This window comes from Burkholderia sp. CCA53, assembly GCF_001685525.1.
Lineage (GTDB): Bacteria > Pseudomonadota > Gammaproteobacteria > Burkholderiales > Burkholderiaceae > Burkholderia > Burkholderia multivorans.
This window is the reverse complement of sequence record NZ_BDDJ01000003.1, coordinates 117,208-141,457: the sequence shown is the minus strand read 5'-3', so window position 1 is coordinate 141,457 and position 24,250 is coordinate 117,208. Positions and strand designations below refer to the sequence as shown.

At 67.1% G+C, this 24,250-nt stretch carries 23 protein-coding genes; 2 read left to right on the top strand and 21 right to left on the bottom strand.

The window, feature by feature from the left end:
• Positions 1-191: 191 nt before the first annotated feature.
• Complete coding sequence (locus BCR55_RS27380) at positions 192-383, bottom strand: DUF2964 family protein (protein ID WP_065497191.1); 192 nt, start codon at positions 381-383, stop codon at positions 192-194.
• Positions 383-871 carry a universal stress protein gene (locus tag BCR55_RS27375; RefSeq protein WP_065496911.1) on the bottom strand — a complete coding sequence of 163 codons (489 nt, stop codon included), beginning with the start codon at positions 869-871 and terminating at the stop codon, positions 383-385. Before BCR55_RS27375 ends, BCR55_RS27380 begins: the two co-directional genes overlap by 1 nt.
• A 234-nt stretch (positions 872-1,105) precedes the next feature.
• Between BCR55_RS27375 and BCR55_RS27370 the strand changes: the two genes are divergently transcribed.
• Positions 1,106-1,870: a 2-keto-4-pentenoate hydratase gene (locus BCR55_RS27370; protein ID WP_035488418.1), complete on the top strand. Its 765-nt coding sequence runs from the start codon at positions 1,106-1,108 to the stop codon at positions 1,868-1,870.
• 77 nt (positions 1,871-1,947) lie between these two features.
• A complete protein-coding gene (locus BCR55_RS27365) occupies positions 1,948-3,333 on the top strand; it encodes a 3-deoxy-D-arabino-heptulosonate 7-phosphate synthase (protein ID WP_065496909.1) in 1,386 nt (461 codons plus the stop codon).
• 25 nt (positions 3,334-3,358) lie between these two features.
• Here BCR55_RS27365 and arsB read toward each other — a convergent pair whose 3' ends face one another.
• From arsB to BCR55_RS27270, 19 genes are all read right to left on the bottom strand, one after another.
• A complete protein-coding gene (gene arsB / locus BCR55_RS27360; RefSeq protein ID WP_065496907.1) occupies positions 3,359-4,444 on the bottom strand; it encodes an ACR3 family arsenite efflux transporter in 1,086 nt (361 codons plus the stop codon).
• Positions 4,431-4,952, bottom strand: a complete 522-nt coding sequence (locus BCR55_RS27355) for an arsenate reductase ArsC (protein WP_065496905.1) — start codon at positions 4,950-4,952, stop codon at positions 4,431-4,433. Before BCR55_RS27355 ends, arsB begins: the two co-directional genes overlap by 14 nt.
• Positions 4,953-4,970: 18 nt before the next feature.
• On the bottom strand, positions 4,971-5,312 hold the full coding sequence (locus BCR55_RS27350) for a helix-turn-helix transcriptional regulator (protein ID WP_065496903.1): 342 nt from the start codon (positions 5,310-5,312) through the stop codon (positions 4,971-4,973).
• A 121-nt stretch (positions 5,313-5,433) separates the two neighbouring features.
• A complete protein-coding gene (gene rpsU / locus BCR55_RS27345; RefSeq protein WP_006402910.1) occupies positions 5,434-5,646 on the bottom strand; it encodes a 30S ribosomal protein S21 in 213 nt (70 codons plus the stop codon).
• Positions 5,647-5,683: 37 nt separating this feature from the next.
• Complete coding sequence (locus tag BCR55_RS27340) at positions 5,684-5,893, bottom strand: hypothetical protein (protein WP_006402909.1); 210 nt, start codon at positions 5,891-5,893, stop codon at positions 5,684-5,686.
• A 37-nt stretch (positions 5,894-5,930) separates the two neighbouring features.
• Complete coding sequence (locus tag BCR55_RS27335) at positions 5,931-6,215, bottom strand: hypothetical protein (protein ID WP_006407336.1); 285 nt, start codon at positions 6,213-6,215, stop codon at positions 5,931-5,933.
• A 317-nt stretch (positions 6,216-6,532) separates the two neighbouring features.
• Positions 6,533-6,757, bottom strand: a complete 225-nt coding sequence (locus BCR55_RS27330) for a hypothetical protein (protein WP_006402907.1) — start codon at positions 6,755-6,757, stop codon at positions 6,533-6,535.
• A gap of 539 nt (positions 6,758-7,296) precedes the next feature.
• Positions 7,297-7,782 (bottom strand): SRPBCC family protein, encoded by a 486-nt coding sequence (locus BCR55_RS27325; RefSeq protein WP_065496901.1) that lies wholly within the window; start codon positions 7,780-7,782, stop codon positions 7,297-7,299.
• Positions 7,760-8,122 (bottom strand): helix-turn-helix transcriptional regulator, encoded by a 363-nt coding sequence (locus tag BCR55_RS27320; protein WP_006413246.1) that lies wholly within the window; start codon positions 8,120-8,122, stop codon positions 7,760-7,762. The genes BCR55_RS27325 and BCR55_RS27320 overlap by 23 nt, the downstream gene beginning before the upstream one ends.
• Positions 8,123-8,216: 94 nt before the next feature.
• Positions 8,217-9,380, bottom strand: a complete 1,164-nt coding sequence (locus BCR55_RS27315) for an aldose epimerase family protein (RefSeq protein WP_065496898.1) — start codon at positions 9,378-9,380, stop codon at positions 8,217-8,219.
• A gap of 541 nt (positions 9,381-9,921) precedes the next feature.
• Positions 9,922-11,220 carry an MFS transporter gene (locus BCR55_RS27310; RefSeq protein ID WP_006410639.1) on the bottom strand — a complete coding sequence of 433 codons (1,299 nt, stop codon included), beginning with the start codon at positions 11,218-11,220 and terminating at the stop codon, positions 9,922-9,924.
• A 120-nt stretch (positions 11,221-11,340) separates the two neighbouring features.
• Complete coding sequence (locus BCR55_RS27305; RefSeq protein ID WP_065496895.1) at positions 11,341-12,483, bottom strand: mandelate racemase/muconate lactonizing enzyme family protein; 1,143 nt, start codon at positions 12,481-12,483, stop codon at positions 11,341-11,343.
• Between the two features lie 403 nt (positions 12,484-12,886).
• Positions 12,887-13,741, bottom strand: a complete 855-nt coding sequence (locus BCR55_RS27300; protein ID WP_006402899.1) for a 3-hydroxybutyryl-CoA dehydrogenase — start codon at positions 13,739-13,741, stop codon at positions 12,887-12,889.
• A gap of 49 nt (positions 13,742-13,790) precedes the next feature.
• Positions 13,791-14,984 carry a beta-ketothiolase BktB gene (gene bktB / locus BCR55_RS27295; RefSeq protein ID WP_006407328.1) on the bottom strand — a complete coding sequence of 398 codons (1,194 nt, stop codon included), beginning with the start codon at positions 14,982-14,984 and terminating at the stop codon, positions 13,791-13,793.
• 48 nt (positions 14,985-15,032) lie between these two features.
• Positions 15,033-16,706, bottom strand: a complete 1,674-nt coding sequence (locus BCR55_RS27290) for an electron transfer flavoprotein-ubiquinone oxidoreductase (protein ID WP_006413264.1) — start codon at positions 16,704-16,706, stop codon at positions 15,033-15,035.
• 39 nt (positions 16,707-16,745) lie between these two features.
• Complete coding sequence (locus BCR55_RS27285) at positions 16,746-18,536, bottom strand: acyl-CoA dehydrogenase (RefSeq protein ID WP_065496885.1); 1,791 nt, start codon at positions 18,534-18,536, stop codon at positions 16,746-16,748.
• A gap of 204 nt (positions 18,537-18,740) precedes the next feature.
• Entirely contained in the window at positions 18,741-21,122 is a 2,382-nt protein-coding gene (locus BCR55_RS27280) for a DUF2167 domain-containing protein (RefSeq protein ID WP_244104635.1), read from the bottom strand.
• A gap of 243 nt (positions 21,123-21,365) precedes the next feature.
• The gene (locus tag BCR55_RS27275; RefSeq protein ID WP_006407324.1) at positions 21,366-22,529 is read right to left on the bottom strand and encodes an AraC family transcriptional regulator; all 1,164 of its coding nucleotides are present in this window, start codon (positions 22,527-22,529) and stop codon (positions 21,366-21,368) included.
• Entirely contained in the window at positions 22,529-24,163 is a 1,635-nt protein-coding gene (locus tag BCR55_RS27270; protein WP_065496880.1) for an AMP-binding protein, read from the bottom strand. The genes BCR55_RS27275 and BCR55_RS27270 overlap by 1 nt, the downstream gene beginning before the upstream one ends.
• Positions 24,164-24,250 lie beyond the last annotated feature (87 nt).

Genomic DNA, 24,250 nt, shown 5'->3' with positions numbered 1-24,250 from the left:
TAAAGGACGCCGTTTCGGCCGCATGCTGCGCGTAACGGTTCATCGTCGTGGCGGCGACGTCGGGCGTATCGCTTCTCGATACGAATCGCGACATTGTTGACTCGAGCGATTCGCCGGAAGCCGAACCATGTCGATGTCCTGATCGATTCGTACGCCGTTGGCAGCATGTCGGCGACAGTGCTGCCGTCGCATCATGTGTCGCGCTTGTCGGCGACGTTCAGCATCACGACGAATCCGCACACGCCGACGATCAGCGCGATCGCGCCGCCGTGCAGCGCGGTCGGCTCGTCGAACAGCAGTCCGACGACAACGGCCATCATCCCGAGCAGCGTCACGAACACCGCGAGCGTCGCGATGACGATCTTCGACGGGCGGCCGCTCATCATGCGTCCGCGCCGCTGCCCGCATCGGACGACGCAGGTGCACGCTCGCCGCGAATCAGCAGCACCGGACAGCATGCGCGGCGCACGAAGCGCTCGGCGACGCTGCCGAGCAGCATCCGCTGAATCCCGCGCCGCCCGTGCGTGCCGACCACCGCGAGATCGACGTCGTGCTCGTTCGCATAGCGTTGCAGCCGCGCGGCGACATCCTCGCCGAGGCCGTCGGTTTCGACGAGTTCGGTGTCGCCGCTCACCGATGCTTGCCTGATCGCGTGCTCGGCCTCGCGCAGTGCGTCGATCCCGTCGCGGCGCAGTTCGTCGACGAGCGCCTGCGGATCGAAGCGGCCCGCGTACGCGAACAGCGCGGATCTGTCGACGACATAAACGACCGCCACTTGCGCACCATTCGTTTTCGCAATCTTCAGCGCTTCGTCGAGCGCGTGTTTCGACGACGCACTGCCGTCGAACGCGACCATGATCGTGTTGTACATGCGGATCTCTCCGGTTGCCGCCGCACGGAGGTTCGTGAGGCCATGCGACCATCATCCGCGGATCGGCGGCACCCGACGTTGCGCGCGGTCAATCGAGCTCGCGCCGCTGCGTGCGTCAAAGCGACGCGCCGGTCGCGTCCGCGCCCTGCAGCCCGCGCATCGAAAACGTTATCATCGGCATGATTCGTTTCGTCCGGCTCGTTTGCCGGCTTCCTTTCACTACGCTCAACCGACATGACAACGACTATCGAACGCGTGGACGGCGCCGCCCAGCATCTCGTCGCCGCCCGCCATGCCGGCGCGCCCGGCCCGCTGCTGCCCGATGCTTTCCGTCCCGAAGACGTCGACACCGCGCTCGCGATCCAGCACCGCGTCGCGGACCTGCTCGGCGAGGCGATCGGCGGATGGAAGTGCGCGCTGCCGCCACCCGAGCGCGTCGTCGTCGCGCCGATTTTCGCGTCGACGATCCGCGAAGCCGGCGCGCCGTACCGCGTCGTCACCAGCACGCCGAGCGTGCGGATCGAGCCGGAGATCGCCTTCGTGCTCGATCGCGACCTGCCGGCGCGCGCGCAGCCGTACGGCGACGCCGACGTGCGCGACGCGATCCGCGAAGTGCGGCTCGTGCTCGAAGTGCTCGGCTGCCGCTATGCGGAACCGGCACGCGCGACGAAGCTCGAATTGCTCGCCGATGCGCAGTTCAATCAAGGCTTGTGCGTCGGGCCCGTCGTGCGCGACGGGCTGCATGCATCGCTCGAAGCGTTCGAGATTGCGTTCGAAGGCGAGCTGCACCGCACGATCGACGGCCGCCATCCGGACGGCGATCCGCTGAAGCCGCTCGTCTGGCTCGCCAACTTCGCCGCGTCGCGCGGCGAGCCGCTGCGCGCCGGGCAGATCGTGACGACCGGTTCGTATGCGGGCGCGATCGAGGTGCCGCTCGGCGACGCGCTGACGGTCCGCTTCGGCGAACTCGGCAGCCTCGCGGTCACGCTGACCGCATAACGCACCGCCGTCCACGCACGCCGGCAACGCAATCCGGCATCATGGACGGCGTGCCCCTTCCGCTCCGCGTCCTCGCCATGCCGCCGATTCCGCTACCCGCGCTGCTCGATCGCATCCTGCGCACCGTCGTGCGCCGCTATCGGCTGCCGCCGCTCGCGCGCTCGTCGTCGCTGGACGCGTCGACGAACGCGGCCACCGTGATCGCGACCGTGATCGAGGAGGCGCGCCTCGCGCTCGCCGCGCACACGGCGCCCGAAGCCGCGCTGCAGGACCGCTTCGTCGCCGCGCTCGCGCGCATGATCCGCGATGCGGTCGATCCGCACATGGGCGACCCGGCGTTTCAGGCGGCGGTGCTGCGTCACGACGCGCCCAGCGTGCGCGACTACGCGGCGTTGTCCGCGCATGCCGACCAGGACCGGCGCGCGCTGCGCTCGACCGTCAACACGCTCGCGCATCCGGCGAAGCGTGAACGTTGTGCCCATGCATGGCAACGCGACGCGCTCGCGGAGCTCCATACCGCGGCGTTTTCCGCATCGTGGAGCGCGTTCGATGCGACGGTGCGACGGTGGCGTGCGCACCCGGACACCGCAAGCGATCCCGTGTTTAGCCGCGAACTCGCGAAACTGACGGACAGCCCGGCGCTCGCGCGCTTGCAACGCATCGATGCGCTCGCATCCGACCCGTCCGTGCGCCGCTACCGCGCGCTACTCGCGCGGCACGGCCCGCAGTCGGGCAGCGCGCTGGCGGTGGCACAAGGCGTCACGTCGCGGCAACGCGGTGCGGCCGTCGAAGCGGCGGCCGCGCAGGCGCTCGACGCACTTGCGCAGCGGCTCGATGCGCACGACGGCACGCCGCGCTATCGCGTCGTGACCTCGATGCGCGTGCCGTCGGCGATACCCGGTCCGCACGATCGCGCCAAGACGGAATGGGATGCCGTATTGCTCGAACGTGCGAACGACGACGCGCAGGCGCCGGTCTGGAACGTGTGCTTTCTCGTCGAAGCGAAGGCGTCCGCGGATGCGGCGACCACCGATCTGCCGAGACTGCAGCGCGGGTTGCGGCTGCTCGCCCAGGCCGATGCGTACACCGTGTATTCGTTCGACACGCGACAGGGCGCGGTACGTGTAACGGGCGCGTCGCTCGGTGCGCTGACGACCGACGAAGCGACGCTGCCGCGCGAAGTGATGTACTGCTGCGACGAGCGCGCGGAGGTGACGCCGCGCCTGCTCGGCGCGGCCAGCCGCATGCAGCTGCTGTGCGCGCAGGCGAGCCTCGACTATGCGAGTACGCTGCTGCGGACCGGCGACGCCGATCCGCGCATGCTCGGCGTGATCTGGGAAGCGCTGATCGGCGTGCCGCAATGGCGCTCCGTGCTGCACCAGTATTCGACGCTGCGTCAGGTGCGCGAGCTGATGGTGCGGATCGACGATCTGCTGGTGGCGATCGACGACGCGGCGGCGTGACGCGCGACCGCCGCGTCGCGTCCGTTCATCGTGCGCCGTCGTGCGTGCGCGGCGCCGCGTCGTACCAGCGTCGCGATCGATTCACGACACTGACGACGAACAACATCACCGGCACCTCGATCAGCACACCGACAACCGTCGCGAGCGCCGCGCCCGAGTGAAAACCGAACAGGCTGATGGCGGTCGCGACGGCGAGTTCGAAGAAATTGCTCGCGCCGATCAGGCTCGACGGACCGGCGACGCAGTGCGCGACGCCGAGCCGCCGATTCAGCAGATACGCGAGACCGGAATTGAACAGGACCTGGATCAGGATCGGCACCGCGAGCAGCGCGATCACGCGCGGCGCGTCGACGATCGCGTCGCCCTGGAACGCGAACAGCAGCACGAGCGTGGCGAGCAGCGCGCCGATCGAATACGGGCCAAGACGCGCGACGGCGTGACGGAAATAGGCCTCGCCGCGCGCGAGCCAGCGCCGGCGCAGCCATTGCGCGACGAACGCCGGAATCACGATGTACAGCGCGACCGACATGATCAGCGTGTCCCACGGCACCGTGATCGCCGATAGCCCGAGCAGCAGCGCGACGAGCGGCGCGAACGCGACGACCATGATCGCGTCGTTGAGCGCGACCTGCGACAGCGTGAAATACGGATCGCCGTCGCACAGCTGCGACCAGACGAACACCATCGCGGTACACGGCGCGGCCGCGAGGAGAATCAGACCCGCGACGTAGCTGTCGAGCTGCGCGGCGGGCAGCCACGGTGCGAACACGTGACGCACGAACACCCAGCCGAGCAGCGCCATCGAGAACGGCTTGATCAGCCAGTTGACGAAGAGCGTGACGCCGATGCCGCGCCATTGGCTGCGCACGCGCACCATCGCCGCCAGGTCGATCTTGACCAGCATCGGCACGATCATCACCCAGACGAGCACGCCGACCGGCAGGTTCACCTGCGCGACCTGCATCCGGCCGAGCGCGCGAAACACATCCGGCAACAGCTGGCCGAGCACGATACCCGCGACGATGCAGAGCGCGACCCACGCGCTCAGGTAGCGCTCGAAAAACCCGATGGCCGGACGCGCGGCGCCGAGCGTCATATCAGTGCCGCTCATCGCACGCCTCCGCCGGCTCTTCGCCGATCGCGCGCATCGCGCGCCGAATCGCGTCGCGATCGAGCGCGTCCAGCGGCAGCGCAAGGAATCGGCTCACGCGGTGCGCGATCTGGCGGCGCACCTTGTCGAATACGCTGCGTTTCTCGTCGTCGCTGCCCGCGCACGCGGCCGGATCTTCGAACCCCCAGTGCGCCGCGATCGGCCGACCCGGCCACACCGGGCACGCTTCGCCGGCCGCCGCATCGCACACCGTCAGCACGAAATCCATCTGCGGCGCACCGGGCCGCCCGAACTCGTCCCAGCTCTTGCTGCGCAGCTGCGACGTATCGTAGCCGAGCGCCGCGCACTGCTCGATCGCGAACGGATTGACGACACCCGCCGGGCGGCTGCCCGCGCTATACGCGCGAAACCGGCCGTTTCCCAAGACGTTGAACAGCGCTTCGGCCATCACGCTACGCGACGTGTTGCCGGTGCAGAGAATCAGAATCGAATAAGGTCGGTCGGTCACACGCGGCTCCACGGAAGATCACGACGGATTCGCCGCGGGCGGGCAGCAGCCGCGCGCCTCGCTCGCCGCGCAGCTGGCGCCCGCGCAGCAGTTCTCCGTCAGGAAACCGATCAGGCCGTTCATGGCGTCGAAGTGCGCCGTATAGAACACGAAGCGCCCTTCCTGCCGCGACTGCACGAGGCCGGCATGCGACAGATCCTTCAGATGAAACGACAGGCCCGACGGCGACAGCCCGAGCCGTTGCGCGATCTCACCGGCGGCGAGGCCGTTCGGGCCGGCCACCACGAGCGCACGGAAAATCGCGAGCCGTGATTCGTGCGCGAGCGCGCTCAGCGCGCGGACGACGTGATTGGAATCCATGCGCGGCACGATAGCGCATTCATTTCTATATTTCAAGTAGTGTTGAAATAAAGCCGCCCTGCGTGCCGCATTCGAGTGCGCGGCGCCGCGGCCGCGCACGATAGGCGGCCGGACGCCGAGCTCAGTACAGCTTTCGCGGCGGCAGCGCGCGCCGCACGCGCGCACGCTGGCGCACGACGGCGCTCGCCTTCTTGCGCTTGCGCATCGCCGTCGGCTTCTCGTAGCTCGTGCGGCTGCGCAGTTCGCGAATGAGCCCGGTTTTCTCGATGTCGCGGCGGAACCGGCGGAGCGCGACGTCGATCGGCTCGTTGGCTTTCAGCGTGATGCTGGTCATGAATGATCCTGTGTTGAAGCGTTGATGGGAAAAAACGTCAGCCGAGCCGCGTCATCACGGCGCTCGCAATTTCGTCGGATTCGAACTCCGTATAGCCGGAGCCGATCGTTAGCGCACGTACCGCCGCGAACATCCGGAACTCCTGCTGATGCGCGAGCGCCGAGTCGCCGACGCCGGACGGCAGCGCCGTATCGGTTCCGCTTACTTCGCCGCGCCGGATCAGGTCGAGAAGATCGTCGATGATCATGGATGCCTCCGAAGGCCAGGATGTGTTGCCGGTCGCGTCAAAGCGTGTCGGCAAAGAAGCCCGGCTTGTCGCGGTTATCGTCGATGATCGTTTCCGCATAGCGCAGAGACGCGCGGCGCGCATCGCCGGCCGTATCGAACGGCGACAGCTCGGCAAGGCGGAACGTCTGGCTGCGCGTCAGCATGTCGCCTGCGCCGCGCTGGCAGATCTTCACGGCGGCGTCGAAGCCCGCGTCGTAGTTGTGCGCGCTGCCGAGCTGCGCCGGCACGTGCGGATAGATCAGCGGATAGATTTCGAATCCGCGATAGAGATGCATGCTCATGGTGAACTCCTGAGGCTCGTGGCGACGAATCGCGCGGACGAGCGCGTGCTGCCGGTAGCGCCGATGCAGGCGCGGCGGACGGGATAACGGGACGACGATGCGCGTGGCAGAGGCGCGACGCGGTAAAGACAGCCGATGGAGGGGGGAGCGGTCGAACAGCAGCGGCGGCTCGGAGAAGTTCATCATACGCGCATCGGCCGCTGCGCGCGCGGGTTATTTCCGGCGTCGCGCGGCGCGTGCAAGACGTCGCAGCGAGGCTGCCGTCGCCGCATGCGACGCGCTCGCAGCGCGGACGGTTCGCGGACCGACTGCGGCGCTCAGCCGCGCGTATCGATCCAGTTGCGTGCCCAGCGCGCCGAGTGGCGCAACGCGGCTTCCTCGCTGCTGAAGTAGTCGAGCGAGTAGAACTCGTAGCACGTCGGCTCGGCGCGGCAGCCGGTGCGGCGCAGCGTCAGGTTCGACGAGAAGCTTCCGTCCGGAAGCCGATGAGCGGAAGGGGCGACGGCATAGCCGCCGTAATGTTGGGTATTCGTTGCTTGCATGGTGATTCAAATATCTCGGTGTTGGCGACAAGAACGCGCCGGCAACCCGGATGAATTCGGGAACCGGGCGATTCGAGCGAGTGCAATCCGCAACACGTGGACGAACGTGTACCAGGCTCGCGTGAGCCTGTTCCGTTGTTGCCGTTGAACCGTTCGACGATGCCGATATCCGTCACGTGGCGCCGCAATGCATTGCAGATGCATGCAGTTACGCTACGCCGCCGACGGGGCATCGGAAAAGGGTCAAGGAGGGAGAGGACAACAGATGCCGCGGCAAGGCGGCAATGACGAGCAGCAATCGCGCTTCTTGAAGATTTCAACGGCGGACAATACGTGGTACCGACGATACTGTCAAGCGATTTCGCGCTGTGACGTCGTTTTCTGCGATTTTCGGGTTCCGTCGCACTGTACGAACGCGTGCGGCGATGCGGCCCTTCATGCCATCGTCCGGATCCCGAAGCAAATGCGAACGCGCCCCGCGTGCGGCGATGCGCGCTCGTCGAACGTCGAACGTCGAACGTTGAGCGCGAAAGCGCGCATCAGCGCAGCGTGCAGGCCAATTCGTCGAGCTGCGTGATCACCGTGTTCCAGCCGTCGAAGAAGCCGAGCTTCTCGTGCTGCTCGCGCGATGCGTCGTCCGGATGCATCACGTGCGCGACGTAGCGCGTGCCCTCGCCCTCGTCGGTCATCGTGATGATCGCGGTGAAACCCATCCACGGCGTATTCGGGCGCCAGCCCGCGGTCAGCATCGAGGTGAACGCGAGACGCGACTGCGGCACGATCTCGAGAAAGCAGCCGGGGTTGTCGCTGATGCCTCCGTCCGGCCCTTTCATCAACGTATGAAACGCGCCGCCCGGTTTCAGATCGAACGCGAGCACGTCGGTGGTCCACGGCTTCGGACACCACCACAGCTTCAGCAGATCGGGTTCCGACCATGCGCGCCACAACGCGGCGCGCGGTGCGCGCAGCACGCGCATGATCATGAGGTCGCGCGAGTCGGCGCTATCGGCGGCGTTTCGGGTCATCGGCTTGCTCCTGTTGATGAAGTCGTTCGACGAATTCGACCATGCGATCGGATCGCGCTTCCCACATCGCGCGCTGCTCGGCGAGCCAGCGCTCGGCTTGCTGCAGCCGCTGGGGCTGCAGTTCGCAGGTGCGCGTGCGGCCGGACTTCGACGTGAGGATCAAGCCGCTGCGTTCGAGCACCGTCAGATGCTTCATGAACGAAGGCAGCGCCATGTCGAACGGCGCGGCCAGCGTCGAGACCGTCTGCGCACCGCTCGCCAGCGCGCAGACGATCGCAACGCGCGTCGGATCGGCCAACGCGTGGAAGACGTCGCCGATCGACGACTGATACTTATCCATGCGGCTAAGTATAGGCGTCGGGGCGCGCGTGTTCAACCGGAACTTGATGCGGGTGCTGCAGCGGCTGTCGTGAGAGTCAGAGGACGCTCACGCGTCATCGTGCGCCCACCTTCCACAACGTCACTTCGTGCAACGTCTGGCCGGGCTTCAACACGGTCGTCGGGAACGCCGGATGATTCGGTGAATCGGGGAAATGCTCGGCTTCGAGCGCGAACGCATCCGTTTGCCGATAAACGGTACCGCCCTTGCCGACGACGCTGCCGTTCAGGCCGTTCGACGTGTAGAACTGGAGCCCCGGCTGCGTCGTGTATAGCGCGAGAAAACGGCCCGACGCCGGATCGTAGGCGCGCGCCGCAAACGCGCGCGCCGCTTCGCCGCCGTGATCGAGCACCCAGTTGTGATCGTAGCCGTGCGCCATTGCCAGTTGCGGATGCGCGCTGCGCAAGCGTGCACCGATCGGCGTAGGCGCGCGCAGATCCATCGGCGTGCCGGCGACGCTCGCGAGTTCGCCGGTCGGAATCGACGTCGCGTCGGTCGGCGTGAAGCGCGACGCGTCGATCTCGATCAATTGCCGCTCGACGCTGCCGCTGTCGTGCCCGGCGAGATTGAAATAGCTGTGGTTCGTCAGGTTGACGACGGTGTCCTTGTCCGTCGTCGCGCGATAGTCGATGCGGATCACGTCGTCGTTCGTCAGCGTGTAGGTCACGTCCGTCGTCAGTGTGCCGGGAAAGCCGTTCTCGCCGTCGGGGCTCACGTAGCGCAGCGTGACGCTCGCACGCTGGCCGTCGCTGCGTGCGGCGGTGACCGTCCACACCTTCGCGTCGAAACTGTCGGGCCCGCCGTGCAGCGTGTTGCGTCCGTCGTTGAGCGGCAACTGCCACGTGTTGCCGTCGAGCGAGAAACGTCCGTGCGCGATGCGATTTGCGTAGCGGCCGATCAGCGCGCCGAAATGAATGTTGCCGTTGTGCGCTTCGTAGTCGGACAGCGAATCGAAGCCCAGCACGATGTCGGCGACCTTGCCGGTTCGGTCCGGCACTTCGAGCGCCGTCACGATGCCGCCGTACGTGATGACTTTCAGCGTCACGCCGTGCGCGTTGCTCAGCGTGTACTGGCTCACCGCGCGACCGGTGCGCGTGATGCCGTAGTCGCTGCGGTGGATCGCTACGTCCGCCGACGGCGATGCCGCGTTCGCCGCGGTGCCGACTGTTGCGTACAGGAAGATCGTAGCGATTGCGCGCTGCAGCCAGAGTCGTTTCATCACAAGCCTCCGAAGCGGTTTCGTTCGTATCGCGGTGCGCGTCCGTGCGTTGCGGAAAGCGTGTGCTGTGCGCAAGTTGTATGCCTGCTGGCGTCTTTGCGATGCGTGAGCGCGTGCGTCGACGCGGGGCGGCATGTGAGCGAATAGAACGGATAGAGACGCGGAAGTTCAGCGGTACGCTGCGGCGGGTGGGCGGGAGGTCGTCGCGCGGCGTGGAAGGCGGGAACGGGCGACGTCATGCCGACGGTTGTTCCGCGGGGATTGCAAGTGTGCGCGTGCTGTGTGCGGGCGAGAGCGAGAAGAATCACGTTTCGATATTGCGCACGCGTTGCGCGTATGCCACGAGAGAGGCCTCGTCCCGCCTCGCGCAAGGGCATAGCCGTTGCAGCGCGTCTTCGGGCGCTCAGGCATCCGGCCAAGCCGTTCGACGATCACGCGCCGTCGCGCCGTCAGCGCTCGAAGATGAACGCACATCCGCTCCGCCCTTCAGTGGGCACGGAGCAATCGCGACGCGCCGACCCGCGCGAGCACATACGCGCGACTAAACCGCGCCGCGCATCTGCGCGACCGTGCGCGGCCGCACCGCGACCGTCAGAATCGCCGCGCCCGCCAGCGCTGACGCGCCCGCGAGCACGAACGCGCCCGCATATCCGCCACCGTATTGCACGAGCCAGCCGGTCAGGCTCGGCGACAGAATGCCGGCCAGATTCGCGAGCAGGTGCACGAAGCCACCGGCCGCACCGACGCGCTCGCGCGGCACGATTTCCTGCAGCAACGACCAGCACGCTTGCGGCGCCATGAACGCGAACAGGCTCGCGATCGCGATCAGCGTGACGGCCGCACCGAGGGAATTCACGCGCGACGCGAGCAGCACGCACGCCGCCGCGACGCCGAGCCCGACGACGATCACGATCTTGCGTGCGAACAGCACGTCGCCGCTGTGGCGGTAGATGCGGTCCGATACAGTGCCGCCGGCGACGAAGCCGACCGTCGCGCCGAGCCACGGCAGGATGCCGACCACGCTCATCTGCTTGATGTTCAGATGCTGATAGTCGGTCAGATAGCTGGGTAGCCACGACAGGAAGAAATACAGCACGTAGTTGAAGCTGAAGAACGCGAGCGCGACGCCGAGCACCGGACGCGACAGCAGATAGTGCAGCAGCGGACGTGCCGCGTGCGCGTCTGCTGCGTGCACGTCGCGCGTGCCGTGTACTGCGTCAACGCCGCGATCCGCTGCGATCTCGCGCGCCTCTTCCGGCGACACGCGCGGATGCGCGGCAGGTTCGTCGCGGAACAGCCGCCACCATGCGACAAGCCACAGGAAGCCGAGCGCGGCGATCACGACAAACGACACGCGCCAGCCGAACTGCAACGCGACGAGGCCGACGATCGGCGCAGCAATCGCCGCGCCGAGCGGCTGCCCGGCGTTCGTCCAGCCGACCGCTCGCCCCGCTTCGCGACGCGGAAACCAGTTCGAGATCGCCTTGTTCGTCGTCGTTCCCATCGGCCCTTCACCGATCCCGAACGCGACGCGCACGACCAGCAGATGCACGAACGACCCGGCCAGCGCCGTTGCACCGCAGAACAGCGACCACACGCCGGCCGCCCACGCGAACACGCGGCGCGGCCCGAAACGATCGGCAGCCCAACCGCCGACGAAACAAAACACGCAATAGCCGACGAAGAAGCTGCTGAACAATACGCCCATCTGCGCATCGCCAATGCCGAGATCGCGCTTGATGATCGGTGCGACGACCGACAATGCAGCGCGGTCCAGATAGTTCAGCATGCCGGCGCCGAACAGCAGTGCGCCGACCCACCAGCGGTATCGTGTTTTCATGTCGTCTCCTGTTGACCGGGCGGGCGGCGCTGCCGGGTGCCCCGGTTCGATGTTTTGCGACCGCGCGGCCGATGCCGGCAACCGCTTCGCGATCTTCGCTCCAACGCGCGGCTGCGCTGTTCAGCAGATCGTTGCGTGCGCAATCGTATTGCGCGCCAGTACCGCGTCGTCCGGCACGAAGCCGAGCCCCGGCATGTCGGGTAGCCGCAGTCGCGCACCGGGGCGCTGCGCGTCATGCAGCCGTTCGGGCCAGTCGAGATACGGAATCTCGAGCGCGACGTCGACCGGCAGCGTCGCGACCAGATGTGCGGTCGCCAGCAGGCCCGCGCCATAGTAGAAGCAATGCGGAACAACGCGCACGCGGTGCTGCGCAGCCAGCGCGATGACCGCACGCATCGCGGTCGGTCCCCCGATCTTCGCGACGCTCGGCTGCGCGACATCGAGGGCGTCGTGTTCGAACAGATTGCGAAAGCCGGCGACGCCCGATGCGTTCTCGCCGGCCGCGACGCGCACGCCGGTGCCGCGCACACGCGCGATCGCGCGCGCGTCGTCGCACGGCCATACCGGCTCTTCTATCCAGCCGAGCCCGAGATCGGCCAGTTCGCCGACGCGACGCACGGCTTCGTTCGCGGTCCAAGGACAGTTCACGTCGACCATCAGCTCGCCGCCAACCGGCAATGCATCGCGGGCGGCCGCGATCGCCGCGCGTTCAGTCTCGTGCAGCTTGATCCGCCGAAACCCTTCGTCCCATGCGCGCCGCACGTGGCGGGCGACTTCGCCGGGCTCGTTCTCGTAGCTGACGAGGCTCGCGTACACGTCGATCTCGTCGCGCCGTGCGCCGAGCCAGCGATACAGCGGCTGCCCCGCGTGCTGCGCGGACAGGTCGTGCAGCGCAGTATCGATCGCGGACAGCGCGTACAGCACCGGCCCGGTTCGTCCGAACGCATGCAGCGCGCGGTCGGCCGCGTCGCGCAATGCGCCGATCCCGCCGGGCGTCGGTTCGAATTCGGCGCCGCGGAACCAGCGCCCGACGGGGCCTTCGACCGCGGCGAACGTGACGGGATTGATCAGATGGCCAAACGCTTCACCCCAGCCGACGCGGCCCGCTTCGTCGGTGACCTTGACGAGCAGCGATTCCATCCGACGCAGCGATCGGTCGGCGGCATTGTAGGTGTCCGCGGCGGGTGCCGACGTCGGGGCGGGGCGGCGGCCCGCGTCGAATGCGAGCGACAGGCGAATGACTTCGATGGCGGCAATTCTCACGAGCGGATTCTCGAGGGGGTGACGCTGCGACGGCAGCCCATATGATCTGTCATCATATGACTAACGTCGCTAAAATACAAGGCAAAGCCGAAACAAAGCCGAGATTTTGCGCCGGAACGCGAATTGTCCAAGCGGTTTTGTTATATGACGTCTTATGTGCACACTCTCCCTCGTATAGCAAGCGCGTCCCGGCGACACGGTACTCACGGCCGCGATAGACATGGCTACAGCGGTCGGGACCGCGTTCTTCGCAATCTTCAAGCGGCACTCCGGCATGTCGCCGTCGGCGTTCTACATGTAGCGCGCTTCGGCGCTGCGCCCTTTCGGATGCGTGGACGCCGCGCCGCCCATACGCATACGGCCGCCCGAAGGCGGCCGCATGAAAACGGAAAACGCGTGCCGTCTACTTGCTGTAGTCGTACACCCCCCGCCCCGTCTTCCGCCCCAACCGCCCCGCCGCGACCATCTCGCGCAGCAACGGACACGCGCGATACTTCGGATCCCCGAAGTCCTTGAGGAACACGTCCATCACGGCAAGACAGACGTCGAGTCCGACGAGGTCCGCGAGTGCGAGCGGCCCGATCGGATGGTTCGCGCCGAGCTTCATTCCCGCGTCGATCTCCTCGGCCGACGCGATCCCTTCCGCGAGCACGAAGAACGCTTCGTTGATCATCGGCACGAGAATCCGGTTCACGACGAAGCCGGGCGCGTTCCGCACGCCGATCGGCGACTTGTCGAAACGCTCGGTCAGCGCACGCACGGCCGCCGCGGTCGCATCGCTCGTCTGCAGCCCGCGGATGATCTCGACGAGCGGCATCAGCGGCACCGGGTTGAAGAAATGCATGCCGACGAAACGCGACGGATCGGCGAGCAACGCCGCGAGCGCGGTAATCGAGATCGACGACGTGTTCGTCGCAATGATCGCGTCGGGCCGTGCGACCGATTCGATCTGCTTCAGAATGCGGCTCTTCAGCTCGACGTTTTCGGTTGCGGCCTCGATCACGATGTCGACCGACGCGAGCTTCGCGTAATCGGTCGAGGTCGAGATGCGTGCGAGCGCGGCATCGCGCGCGGCGGCGGCGAGCTTGTCTTTCGACACCAGCCGCTCGAGGCTGCCCTTCAGCGTCGCGAGTCCCTTCTCGAGCGCGGCGTCCGTGACGTCGATCATCACGACGTTGAGTCCTGCAACGGCGGCGGTCTGCGCAATGCCGTTGCCCATGGTTCCGGCGCCTACGACGCCGACGGTTTCGATGGCCATGACGATTCCTCTTATTCGATGCGTGTGTGCGGTGTGGAGCGGTCGATTATCAGATGTTCTCGAAGATCGCCGCAATGCCCTGCCCGCCGCCGATACACATCGTCACGAGCGCGTACCGCCCGCCGATGCGCTTCAGCTCGTACAGCGCCTTCACGGTGATCAGCGCACCCGTCGCGCCGATCGGATGACCGAGCGAAATACCGGAGCCGTTCGGGTTGACCTTCGCCGGATCGAGGCCGAGCTCCTGCGTGACGGCGCAGGCCTGCGCGGCAAACGCTTCGTTCGCCTCGATCACGTCGAGATCGTCGATCTTCAGTCCCGCACGTTCGAGCACCTTCTGCGTGGCCGGCACCGGGCCGATCCCCATGTACGCGGGATCGACGCCTGCATGCGCATAGGCGACGAGACGCGCGAGCGGCTTCACGCCCTGTGCGCGCGCCGCATCGCCGCTCATCATCAGCACGGCTGCGGCCGCATCGTTGATGCCGGAGGCGTTGCCGGCCGTCACCGTGCCGTTCTCCTTCGCGAACACCGGACGCAGTTTCGAGAAATCCTCCGCGCTCGCCTCGTGGCGCACGTGTTCGTCGGTGTCGAATGCGACCTCGCCCTTCTTCGTGCGAATCGAGATCGGCAGGATCTGATCCTTGAAGCGCCCTTCGGCAATCGCGCGCGCCGCGCGACGGTGCGATTCGAGCGCCAGCGCATCCTGCGCGTCGCGCGAGATACCGTATTTCGCCGCGACGTTCTCGGCCGTCACGCCCATGTGGATCGACTGGAACGGGTCGTGCAGCGCGCCGAGCATCATGTCGACGAGCTTCGCGTCGCCCATGCGCTGACCGAAACGCGCGGCCGGCACGCTGTACGGCGCGCGCGTCATGCTCTCCGAGCCGCCGCCGATCGCGACGTCGGCATCGCCGAGCAGGATCGTCTGCGCCGCGGACACGATCGCCTGCAGGCCCGAACCGCAGAGCCGGTTCACCGTCAGCGCGGGCGTGTGCTGCGCGACGCCGCCGTCGATCGCCGCGACGCGCGCCAGATACATGTCCTTCGGCTCGGTGTTCACGACATGGCCGAACACGACATGGCCGACGGCGTCGCCCGGCACGTTCGCGCGCGACAGCACTTCACGCACGACCTTCGCGCCGAGCTCGGTCGGCGAGAAATCCTTCAGGCTTCCGCCGAAATCGCCGATTGCGGTACGGACACCGCTTACGACCACGACTTCCTTCGCTGCATTGCTCATCGTCTTGCTCCGGTTCGTTCGCGCACGCCCATGCATGCGCGTGATGCGTCACATGTTCGGATAATTCGGCCCGCCGCCGCCTTCGGGCGTGACCCACACGATGTTCTGCGTCGGGTCCTTGATGTCGCAGGTCTTGCAGTGCACGCAGTTCTGCGCGTTGATCACCAGACGATCGCTGCCGTCGTCGTTCTTCACGAACTCGTACACGGCCGCCGGACAGAACCGGCCCTCCGGCCCCGCATACGTGCGCAGGTTCACGTTCACCGGCACGCTCGGATCCTTCAGCGTCAGATGCGCCGGCTGGTTCTCTTCGTGGTTCGTGTTCGAAATGAACACCGACGAGAGGCGATCGAACGTCAGCTTGCCGTCCGGCTTCGGATAGACGATCGGCTCGCACTGCGACGCCGGCTTCAGCATCTCGTGATCCGCGTGCTTATGATGCAGCGTCCACGGCACGTTGCCACCCATCAGCTTCTGCTCGATGCCGACCATCAGCGTGCCGAGATACAGCCCCTTGGCCATCCACTGCTTGAAGTTGCGCGCGCGGTACAGCTCCGTGTACAGCCACGACTGCCGGAACGCATCGGGATACGCATTGAGTTCGTCGCTCTGACGGCCCGCCTGCACGGCGTCGAACGCCGCGTCGGCCGCGAGCATGCCGGTCTTGATCGCCGCATGGCTGCCCTTGATCCGCGACGCGTTGAGGAAGCCCGCATCGTCGCCGATCAGCGCACCGCCCGGAAACACCGTCTTCGGCAGCGACATCAGGCCGCCCGCGGTGATCGCGCGCGCACCGTACGACACGCGCTTGCCGCCTTCGAGGAATGCGCGGATCGACGGATGCGTCTTGTAGCGCTGGAACTCCTCGAACGGCGACAGATAGGGATTCGTATAGCCGAGGCCGACCACGAAGCCGACCACGACCTGGTTGTTGTCCATGTGATACAGGAACGAGCCGCCGTAGGTGTCCGGCTTCAGCGGCCAGCCGGCCGTGTGGATCACGAGGCCCGGCTTGTGTTTGGCCGGATCGATTTCCCACAGCTCCTTGATGCCGATGCCGTACGCCTGCGGATCGGCGTTCGCGTCGAGCTTGAACTTCGCGATCAGCTGGCGGCCGAGATGGCCGCGGCAGCCTTCGGCGAACAGCGTGTACTTCGCGTGCAGTTCCATGCCGAGCTGGAAGTTCTCGGTCGGCTCGCCGTCCTTGCCCACGCCCATGTTGCCGGTCGCGACGCCCTTCACCGAGCCGTCGTCGTTGTAGAGAATCTCCGCGGCCGGAAAGCCCGGAAAGATCTCGACGCCGAGCGCCTCGGCCTGCTGGCCGAGCCAGCGCGTGACGTTGCCGAGCGAAATCACGTAGTTGCCGTGATTCTTGAAGTTGTCGGGCAGCGCCCAGTTCGGCGTTTGCACCGCGCTCTTCTCGGACAGGAACAGGAAGCGGTCTTCCGTCACCTCGACGTTCAAGGGCGCGCCGCGTTCCTTCCAGTCCGGGAACAGCTCGGTGAGCGCGCGCGGGTCCATCACCGCGCCCGACAGAATGTGCGCGCCGATCTCGGAACCCTTCTCGAGCACGCACACGCCGATCTCGGTGCCTTTCTCGGCAGCCAGCTGCTTGAGCCGGATCGCGGCCGACAGCCCGGCCGGGCCGCCGCCGACGATCACGACGTCGTATTCCATCGATTCGCGCGGGCCGTACTGCGCGATCAGATCCTGTGTGGTCAAAATCCTGTCTCCTCCGGTGTGCGTCCGCGTGCGCTCGGCTCAGAACTGGTCTTCCGTCATCGCGAGCACGCCCTGGCCGTTCTTCGCGCCGACGATCGACGCCGCGAGCCCGTTCGCCTGCACGAGCACGTTCTCCGCATAGCACTGCGCGATCGCGATCTTCGCGTCGAAGAACGCCGGGTCGTTCGCGCGCTGCGCATCGGCCGCGACGAGCGCACGCGCCATCTGCCAGCCGCACAGCACGATGCCGGCGAGCTTCAGATACGGCACGCTGCCGAGAAATACCGCATTCGGATCCTGCTTCGCATTCGCGAGCACGTAGTCGACCACCGACGACAGCGCCTGCGCGCCCTGCTCGAGCTGCGCCTTCATCGACGCAGCCGCCGCGCCGTCGAGCTTGCCGAGCGCCGCGACCGTCTCGCCGATTTCCGCGATCAGCGCGCGCGCGACCGCGCCGCCGTCGCGCAGCGTCTTGCGGCCGACGAGGTCGTTCGCCTGGATCGCCGTGGTGCCTTCGTAGATCGCGAGAATCCGCGCATCGCGGTAGTACTGCGCGGCGCCCGTTTCCTCGATGAAGCCCATCCCGCCGTGCACCTGCACGCCGAGGCTCGCGACGTCGTTCACCATCTCCGTGCTCCAGCCCTTCACGACCGGCACCAGATATTCGTAGACGGCCTGATGACGCGCGCGCGTCGCCTCGTCCGGATGACGATGCGCGATGTCGCTGTGCGCGGCGGCCACGTACGCCAGTGCACGTGCGCCTTCGGTCAGCGCGCGCATCGTGCCGAGCATGCGCCGCACGTCCGGGTGATGGATGATCGTGACCGACTGCTTCGCCGAGCCGTCGACCGGACGGCTTTGCACGCGCTCCTTCGCAAACGCCGCCGCTTTCTGGTACGCGCGATCGGCGACGCCGATGCCCTGCATCCCGACGCCGAAGCGCGCCGCGTTCATCATGATGAACATGTATTCGAGCCCGCGATTCTCTTCGCCGACCAGATAGCCGATTGCGCCGCCGTGATCGCCGTATTGCAGCACCGCGGTCGGGCTCGCCTTGATGCCGAGCTTGTGTTCGATCGACACGCAATGCACGTCGTTGCGCGCGCCGAGCGTGCCGTCTTCGTTGACGAGGAATTTCGGCACGATGAACAGCGAAATGCCCTTCACGCCTTCCGGTGCGTTCGGCGTGCGCGCGAGCACCAGATGGACGATGTTGTCGGCCATGTCGTGCTCGCCCCACGTGATGAAGATCTTCGTGCCGAACACCTTGTAGGTGCCGTCGCCCTGCGGCTCCGCGCGCGAGCGTACGAGCGCGAGGTCGGAGCCGGCCTGCGGCTCGGTCAGGTTCATCGTGCCCGTCCATTCGCCGGAGATCAGCTTCGGCACGTAGCGCTGCTTCTGCTCGTCGCTGCCGGCCGTCAGCAGCGCCTCGATCGCGCCGTCGGTCAGCAGCGGACACAGCGCGAACGACAGGTTCGACGCGTTCAGCATCTCGATGCACGGCGTCGCGATCAGCTTCGGCAGCCCCTGGCCGTCGTAGTCGGTCGGATGCTGCAGCCCCTGCCAGCCGCCTTCGACGAACTGGCGGAACGCTTCGCGAAAGCCGGGCGTCGCGCTCACCACGCCGTCCTTCCAGCTGCTCGGATTGCGGTCGCCCTCGACGTTCAGCGGCGCCAGCACCTCGCCGCAGAATTTCGCGGACTCTTCGAGCACCGCCTGGGCGGTGTCGTACCCGGCATCCTCGAAACCCGGCAGCTGCGCGACGGCGTCGATGCCGGCCAGTTCCTTCAGCACGAACAGCATGTCCTTGACGGGGGCGGTATAGCTCATGGTCGTATTCCAATCAGGCGGTGAATGAGATGCGCCACGGGGCTCGATACGGCAAAACCGGCCAGATCCGGGCGACGTTGCGAGCCATCCTAACGCCGAAGCCCCGAATCCTTATTGTCATATCCGGCCCACCTAGTGACAAAACGGGCCACGCGACGCGCGGCGGAGGGGTGGAAAAGTGGTCTGGACGCGCCCCGGCGAGCGTCACGAATCCCGGGATCGATCCCCGTCCGATCGCTTGTCGCGCTTGCGCGTCGCGGCCAGCGCGATCGCCGCCAGACCGAGCAGCGGCAGGATGCGCGCCCATAGCGTGTGCCAGAACTCGCGCTCCCGCGCCTGCGCGAACTTCGCCGGCGCAGCGATTTCCTCGGGTGTCGGCGGACCGGTCACATACTCGTCCAGTGAAATCTTCGAGATTTCGTCGCCCGACGTCGTGTCGGCATACGTTTCGCCGGCATCGAACGACACGCCCTTGATCAGTGCGTCGAAGTCGTCTCGCACGGCGCGTTCGATACTTTGCGCGCCCGCGCCGCCGAGCACGACCTGCATGCCGACCGTCGCGCGACGCCCCAGCGTGACGGAGGTCAGGTAGTACGTGTTGCCGGTCGAACCGCCCAGCGCGAAGTCGTTGTAAATCCAGTCCAGCCGATGTGCGGCCGGATCCCATCTCGGCGTGCGTATCCACTCGACGTGGTGCAGGGTCGGCCGCGATTCGTGAAGCTGACTCAGAATGTTTGTGCTGCGCGCCTCCATCGTTTTCCGCAGCACTTCGGGGTCCAGTCGCGCCTGATCGACCGGCACGTGTCCCTGGCGCGCAAGCACCACGCTCATCGCCCAGACCGCGTTGTCCGGCACCAGCAGCGCACGAGGCATGGCATCGAGATCGACGTTCGCCGCCAGCCAGCCCGCCTTGATCAGCGGGCCGCGCAGGCTGCGCACGGCGTCCGGGGACAGATACCGGAAACCGGCCGGCACCGACACGGACGCCAGATCGCCGACGCGCACGCGGCTCGGGCCGTGCTGCCAGCGCGCGTCGCGCCACAGGTCCGCTGGCGGGCCGCCCAGCATCGCGGCCAGCGGGCCGTCGTCGGTCCGGCCCGCCTCGCGCTGCATCACGTCCTGCCGCGAGTCGACTGCGTCTCGCGCCTGCGCTCGCCTGACTGCGGCGATCCGGTCGGGCGACACCGGCGCCGCGGCCGCGCCCGACGTGCCGTGGTCCTGCCGATAAACCGCGCAGGCCGCCTCGACGTCGCGCGGCCAGATCGTGTCGCCCTTGCCGTCGCGCACCGCCTGAATGCCGCAATCCAGCGTCTCGACACGGGCGAGCAGACGGCCTTGCGTGTCGATCCACACGCTATTGCGCAGATCATGCACGGATTCGTTGTCGGTGATGCGCCAGATATCGCCAATCCGCGGCGTCTGAGCGCTCGATTCCCATGCCGGCTCTACGATGCCTTCGTAGCGCGGCGGCATCACGGTGCGGCCCTGCCGGTCGATCAATTGCCACGCTTTCCCCGGATACTTGACGAGCGCCGCACCGTTCACGAACGGCCACACCTGTTCATAGAGAGCCGGAGGCAACACGGTCCGGCCATCTCGGTCCACCAGCGCAAGCCGGCGCCGGTCCGTGCAATCCGCGGTGCAAATCCACGCGAGGCCGTCGGAGAAGGTCGACGCACCGTAGACGCTGCGCCAATCCGGCCGTGGCTGCACGATCGGCTTGCCGGACGCGATGTCGAGCAGCCCCATGCCCGAGCCGTCCTGCGAATAGAACATGCGGCCCTCCGACGGCTCGCCGCTGCTCCTCTCGGCCGTGAACAGCACCTTGCCGGCAGCGTCGCGCAGGACCAGCCCATTGGGTGCGGGTCCCGATTCGATAATGCGATCGCGCATCACCGGTCTGAAATCGTAGCGGTGCCCCCACGGGACGATCAGCCGGCCGGTTCTATCGATCAGCGCCGTCTCATAGCTGTCGTTGAGCCCGCGATCGACCTGTGCAACCCCGAAATGAAACGCGCCAGCTCGTGCGTACGTGCCCGACACGGCCTGCCGCCCGTGCGGATCGATGTACGTCGCTTGCGAATTCCCGCCGGCCGGCACGCTCGTCGCCGCCACACCTTCGCTGAATGCGCCCGCGGTTTCGAAACGCGGCGGGATGACCCAGCTGCCTTTCGGATCGATATAGCCGTAACGACCATCCGCAAACTGCGACGCGGGAGCGAGGCCGTCGCGGAAGCGGCCGATGTCCCGAAAGGACGGCTCGATCAGCCAGCGGCCGGCCGTGTCGAGCAGGCCCGCGCGGCCGGCCGGTGTCGTGACGACCCAATAGCCGTCGCTCGCGAAGAACTGACCGTACCTGGGTTCGATCGCCCATTTGCCGCGGCGATCGAGCAGTCCGCAGCGCGTGTCGAATACGGTCGCGCAGACCGGGAACAGCCGCGGTGACGTCGTATCGGCCGTGCCATCCTCCGCGCATGCGCAGACGGCGTGAAGCGACAACAACAGGACGCAGCAAAGTCTCGGCAGGAAGTTGGGCATGGCGGGTCCGGGGTGGCGTTTGCATCGCCGAAGATCGAGATAATGCACCGCTGCGCGTCCGCATGCAGCCGCGGCCCGGTTCGAAAACGGCAGGGTTCGTCACGCAGCAGCACGCATCCCCGCACCGCACGCGACATCCGCGATCGCCCCCATCATCGCGCCTTTCCGCCCCCATCCCCAAAGGAAGCCGCCTATGGGATCCGTCGATGGATGCCGTCCATGGGAAGCGAAGCCCGAACGGAGCCGGTTATGGGACGCGCGCCGCGCAAACCACCACCGCGTCCCCACACGCTAAGCACGCCGCCGATACGTCCCCGGCGTACTGCCCGTCCAGTGCCGGAACGCGCGATGAAACGCGCTCGGATCGTCGAAGCCGATATCGGCGCCGATCGCCGCGATCGTGTCCTGCGTGTCGGTGAGCCGCTGGATCGCGATGTCGCGCCGCAATTCGTCCTTGAGCGCCTGGAACGTCGTGCCTTCCGCGGCCAGATGGCGGCTCAGCGTGCGCACCGAGCAATGCAGATGCTCGGCCGCCTGTTCGATCACCGGCAGATCGGGCAATGCCTCGGACAAATACTGCCGCACGCGGTGACAGACGCGCTGCTCGCTGAACGTCTCGAAGATCCAGTCGCCGGGCGCGCGTGCGAGGAACTTGCGCAGGTTGCGCTTGCTCTGCCGGATCGGCGCGTCCAGATAGTCGGCGCTGAAGCGCATCAGCGTGCGCTCGCAGTCGAACTGCACGGGCCCCGAGAAGAAATAGAGATGATCGACCGCGTGGCGCGGCCGCGGACACGCGAACTCGATCTGCAGCAGCGGAATCCTTTGTCCGATCAGCCAGGAGCACACGCCGTGCACGAGCTTGAGCATCAGTTCCTGGCCGAGCGCGCCGATCGGCCCGACTGCCGGATTCGGCCGCAGCAGCACCTGCGCGACGAGGCCGTCGCGCTTCGACTCGACGAAGAAATCGTCGAGCAGAATATGGAAGAACTGGCCGAAGCGATGCTGCGCGGTTTCGAGATTGCGCGCATCGAGCAGGCTCAGGCACAGATATTTGAGCGTGCCGCCGCGCAACGGGCGCGAGAAGATGCCGGGCATCTCGTCGTCGAGCTCGATCGCGAGCGTGCGGTATAGCGTCGAGAACTGCTCCTCGGTCACGCGCGCGTGCGGCTCGCTGCGCAGCTCGGCCGGGATGCCGGCCTCCCGCAGGTAGCGCTCGACGATATCGTGCTGTACGCCGGCGCTCGCGAGAAAGCCGTTGACGAGCGAAATCGGCACCGTCGCGCTGGGCGGCGGCAGCGCGCGCCCGGGCCGGGCAGTAGGTGAATCTGAGCCGGTCATCGCGTCCCCGTCGATCGAACGGCTCGCATTGTACTGCAGCGGCTGCCGGCGCCGCGCGCGCACGACGGGCCGCGTCGCGCGCCGCACGGCGCCGTCCGCACGGCCTCGCGAGCCCATCAGTCGGCGCGCGACAGTTCCCGGCGCAGGATCTTGCCGACCGTCGACTTCGGCAGCCGCTCGACGATGCGCACGCACTTCGGCACCTTGTAGCCGGCGAGGTTCGCGCGGCAGTGCGCGACGATGTCGGCCTCGGTCAGCGTGGCACCAGGCGCGAGCACCGCGAACAGCTTCACGGCCTCGCCGGTGCGCTCGTCCGGCATGCCGATGCACGCGCATTCGGCGACACCGGGCAACGCGGTCGCGACGGCCTCGACCTCGTTCGGATACACGTTGAAGCCCGATACGAGGATCATGTCCTTCTTCCGGTCGACGATGCGCAGGAAGCCCGCCGCGTCGAACACGCCGATATCGCCGGTGCGGAAATAGCCGTCGGCCGTGAACGCCGCCGCGTTCGCGTCCGGCTGCTGCCAGTAGCCCGTCATCACCTGCGGCCCCTTCACGCAGATCTCGCCCGGCTCGCCGATCGCCGCCTCGCGATCGCGCTCGTCGAGCAGCTTCACGTCGGTCGACGGCAACGGCAGGCCCGTCGTGCCGGTGAAGCGATCGACGAACAGCGGATTGAACGACACGACCGGCGACGTCTCGGACAGCCCGTAGCCCTCGCGGATGAAGTTGCCGGTGATCGCCTGCCAGCGCGCCGACACGACGTCGATCGTCGCCGCGCCGCCGCCGATCGAGAGCCGCAGCCGCGACCAGTCGACATCGCCGAGCCGCGGATACGCGTTCAGCGCCGCATACAGCGTGTTCACGCCGACGAACACCGTCGGCCGCGCGGCCGCGAGCACGTCGACCAGCGCATCGACGTCGCGCGGATTCGCGACGAGCCAGTTCTGCGCACCGGCCGTGAAGTACGACAGGAAGTTCACCGTCAGCGCGAAGATGTGATACAGCGGAATCGCGGTGACGATCACCTCGTCGCCCGCGCGCAGCGCGTCGGACATGAACGCGGCGAACTGCGCGACGTTCGCGACGAGGTTGCGATGCGACAGCGCCGCGCCCTTCGACAGCCCGGTCGTGCCGCCCGTGTACTGCAGCAGCAGCAGATCGTCGCCGCTCGGCGCGACGGCGTCGAACGTGCGGCGCGCGCCGTCTTCGAGCGCGTCGGCGAGTGCGATCGTCGCCGTCGGCAATGCGCCGCGCGCCGCGTCGGCGACCGGCACGATGCCGAGATCCTCGGGCCCGACGGTCAGCACCGTACGGATCCGCGTGCGTGCGATCACGTCGGCCAGCGTGCCGGTCGATCCACCGCATACGACGATCGTCTCGACGCCCGCGTCGTTGAGCTGATGTTCGAGTTCGCGCGCGGTATAGAGCGGATTGACGTTCACCTGCACCGCGCGGAGCTTGGCGACGGCGACGAACGCGATCGGAAACGCGGGCACGTTCGGCAGCATCACCGCGACGCGATCGCCGCGGCGAACGCCGACGACCTGCTGAAGATACGCGGCGAGCGCGGACGACAGCCGATCGACGTCCGCATAGGTCAGCGTGCGTGCGCCCGCGCGAAACGCGGGGCGGTCGGCGAAGCGGCGCATCGCGTCGCCGAGCATCGCCGTGACCGATGCATCGCGATCGGCGTCGATCTCCGCGGGAATCGGGCCGTACGACCCGATCCAGGGTCTGTTTGTCATGATCGATCTCCTCCGTGGACGGCGCGCGCGGACTGTCGGCCGTCCCGATCCGGCATGGCGCCGTGCACGCGGCTGCCTGCGCGTCCG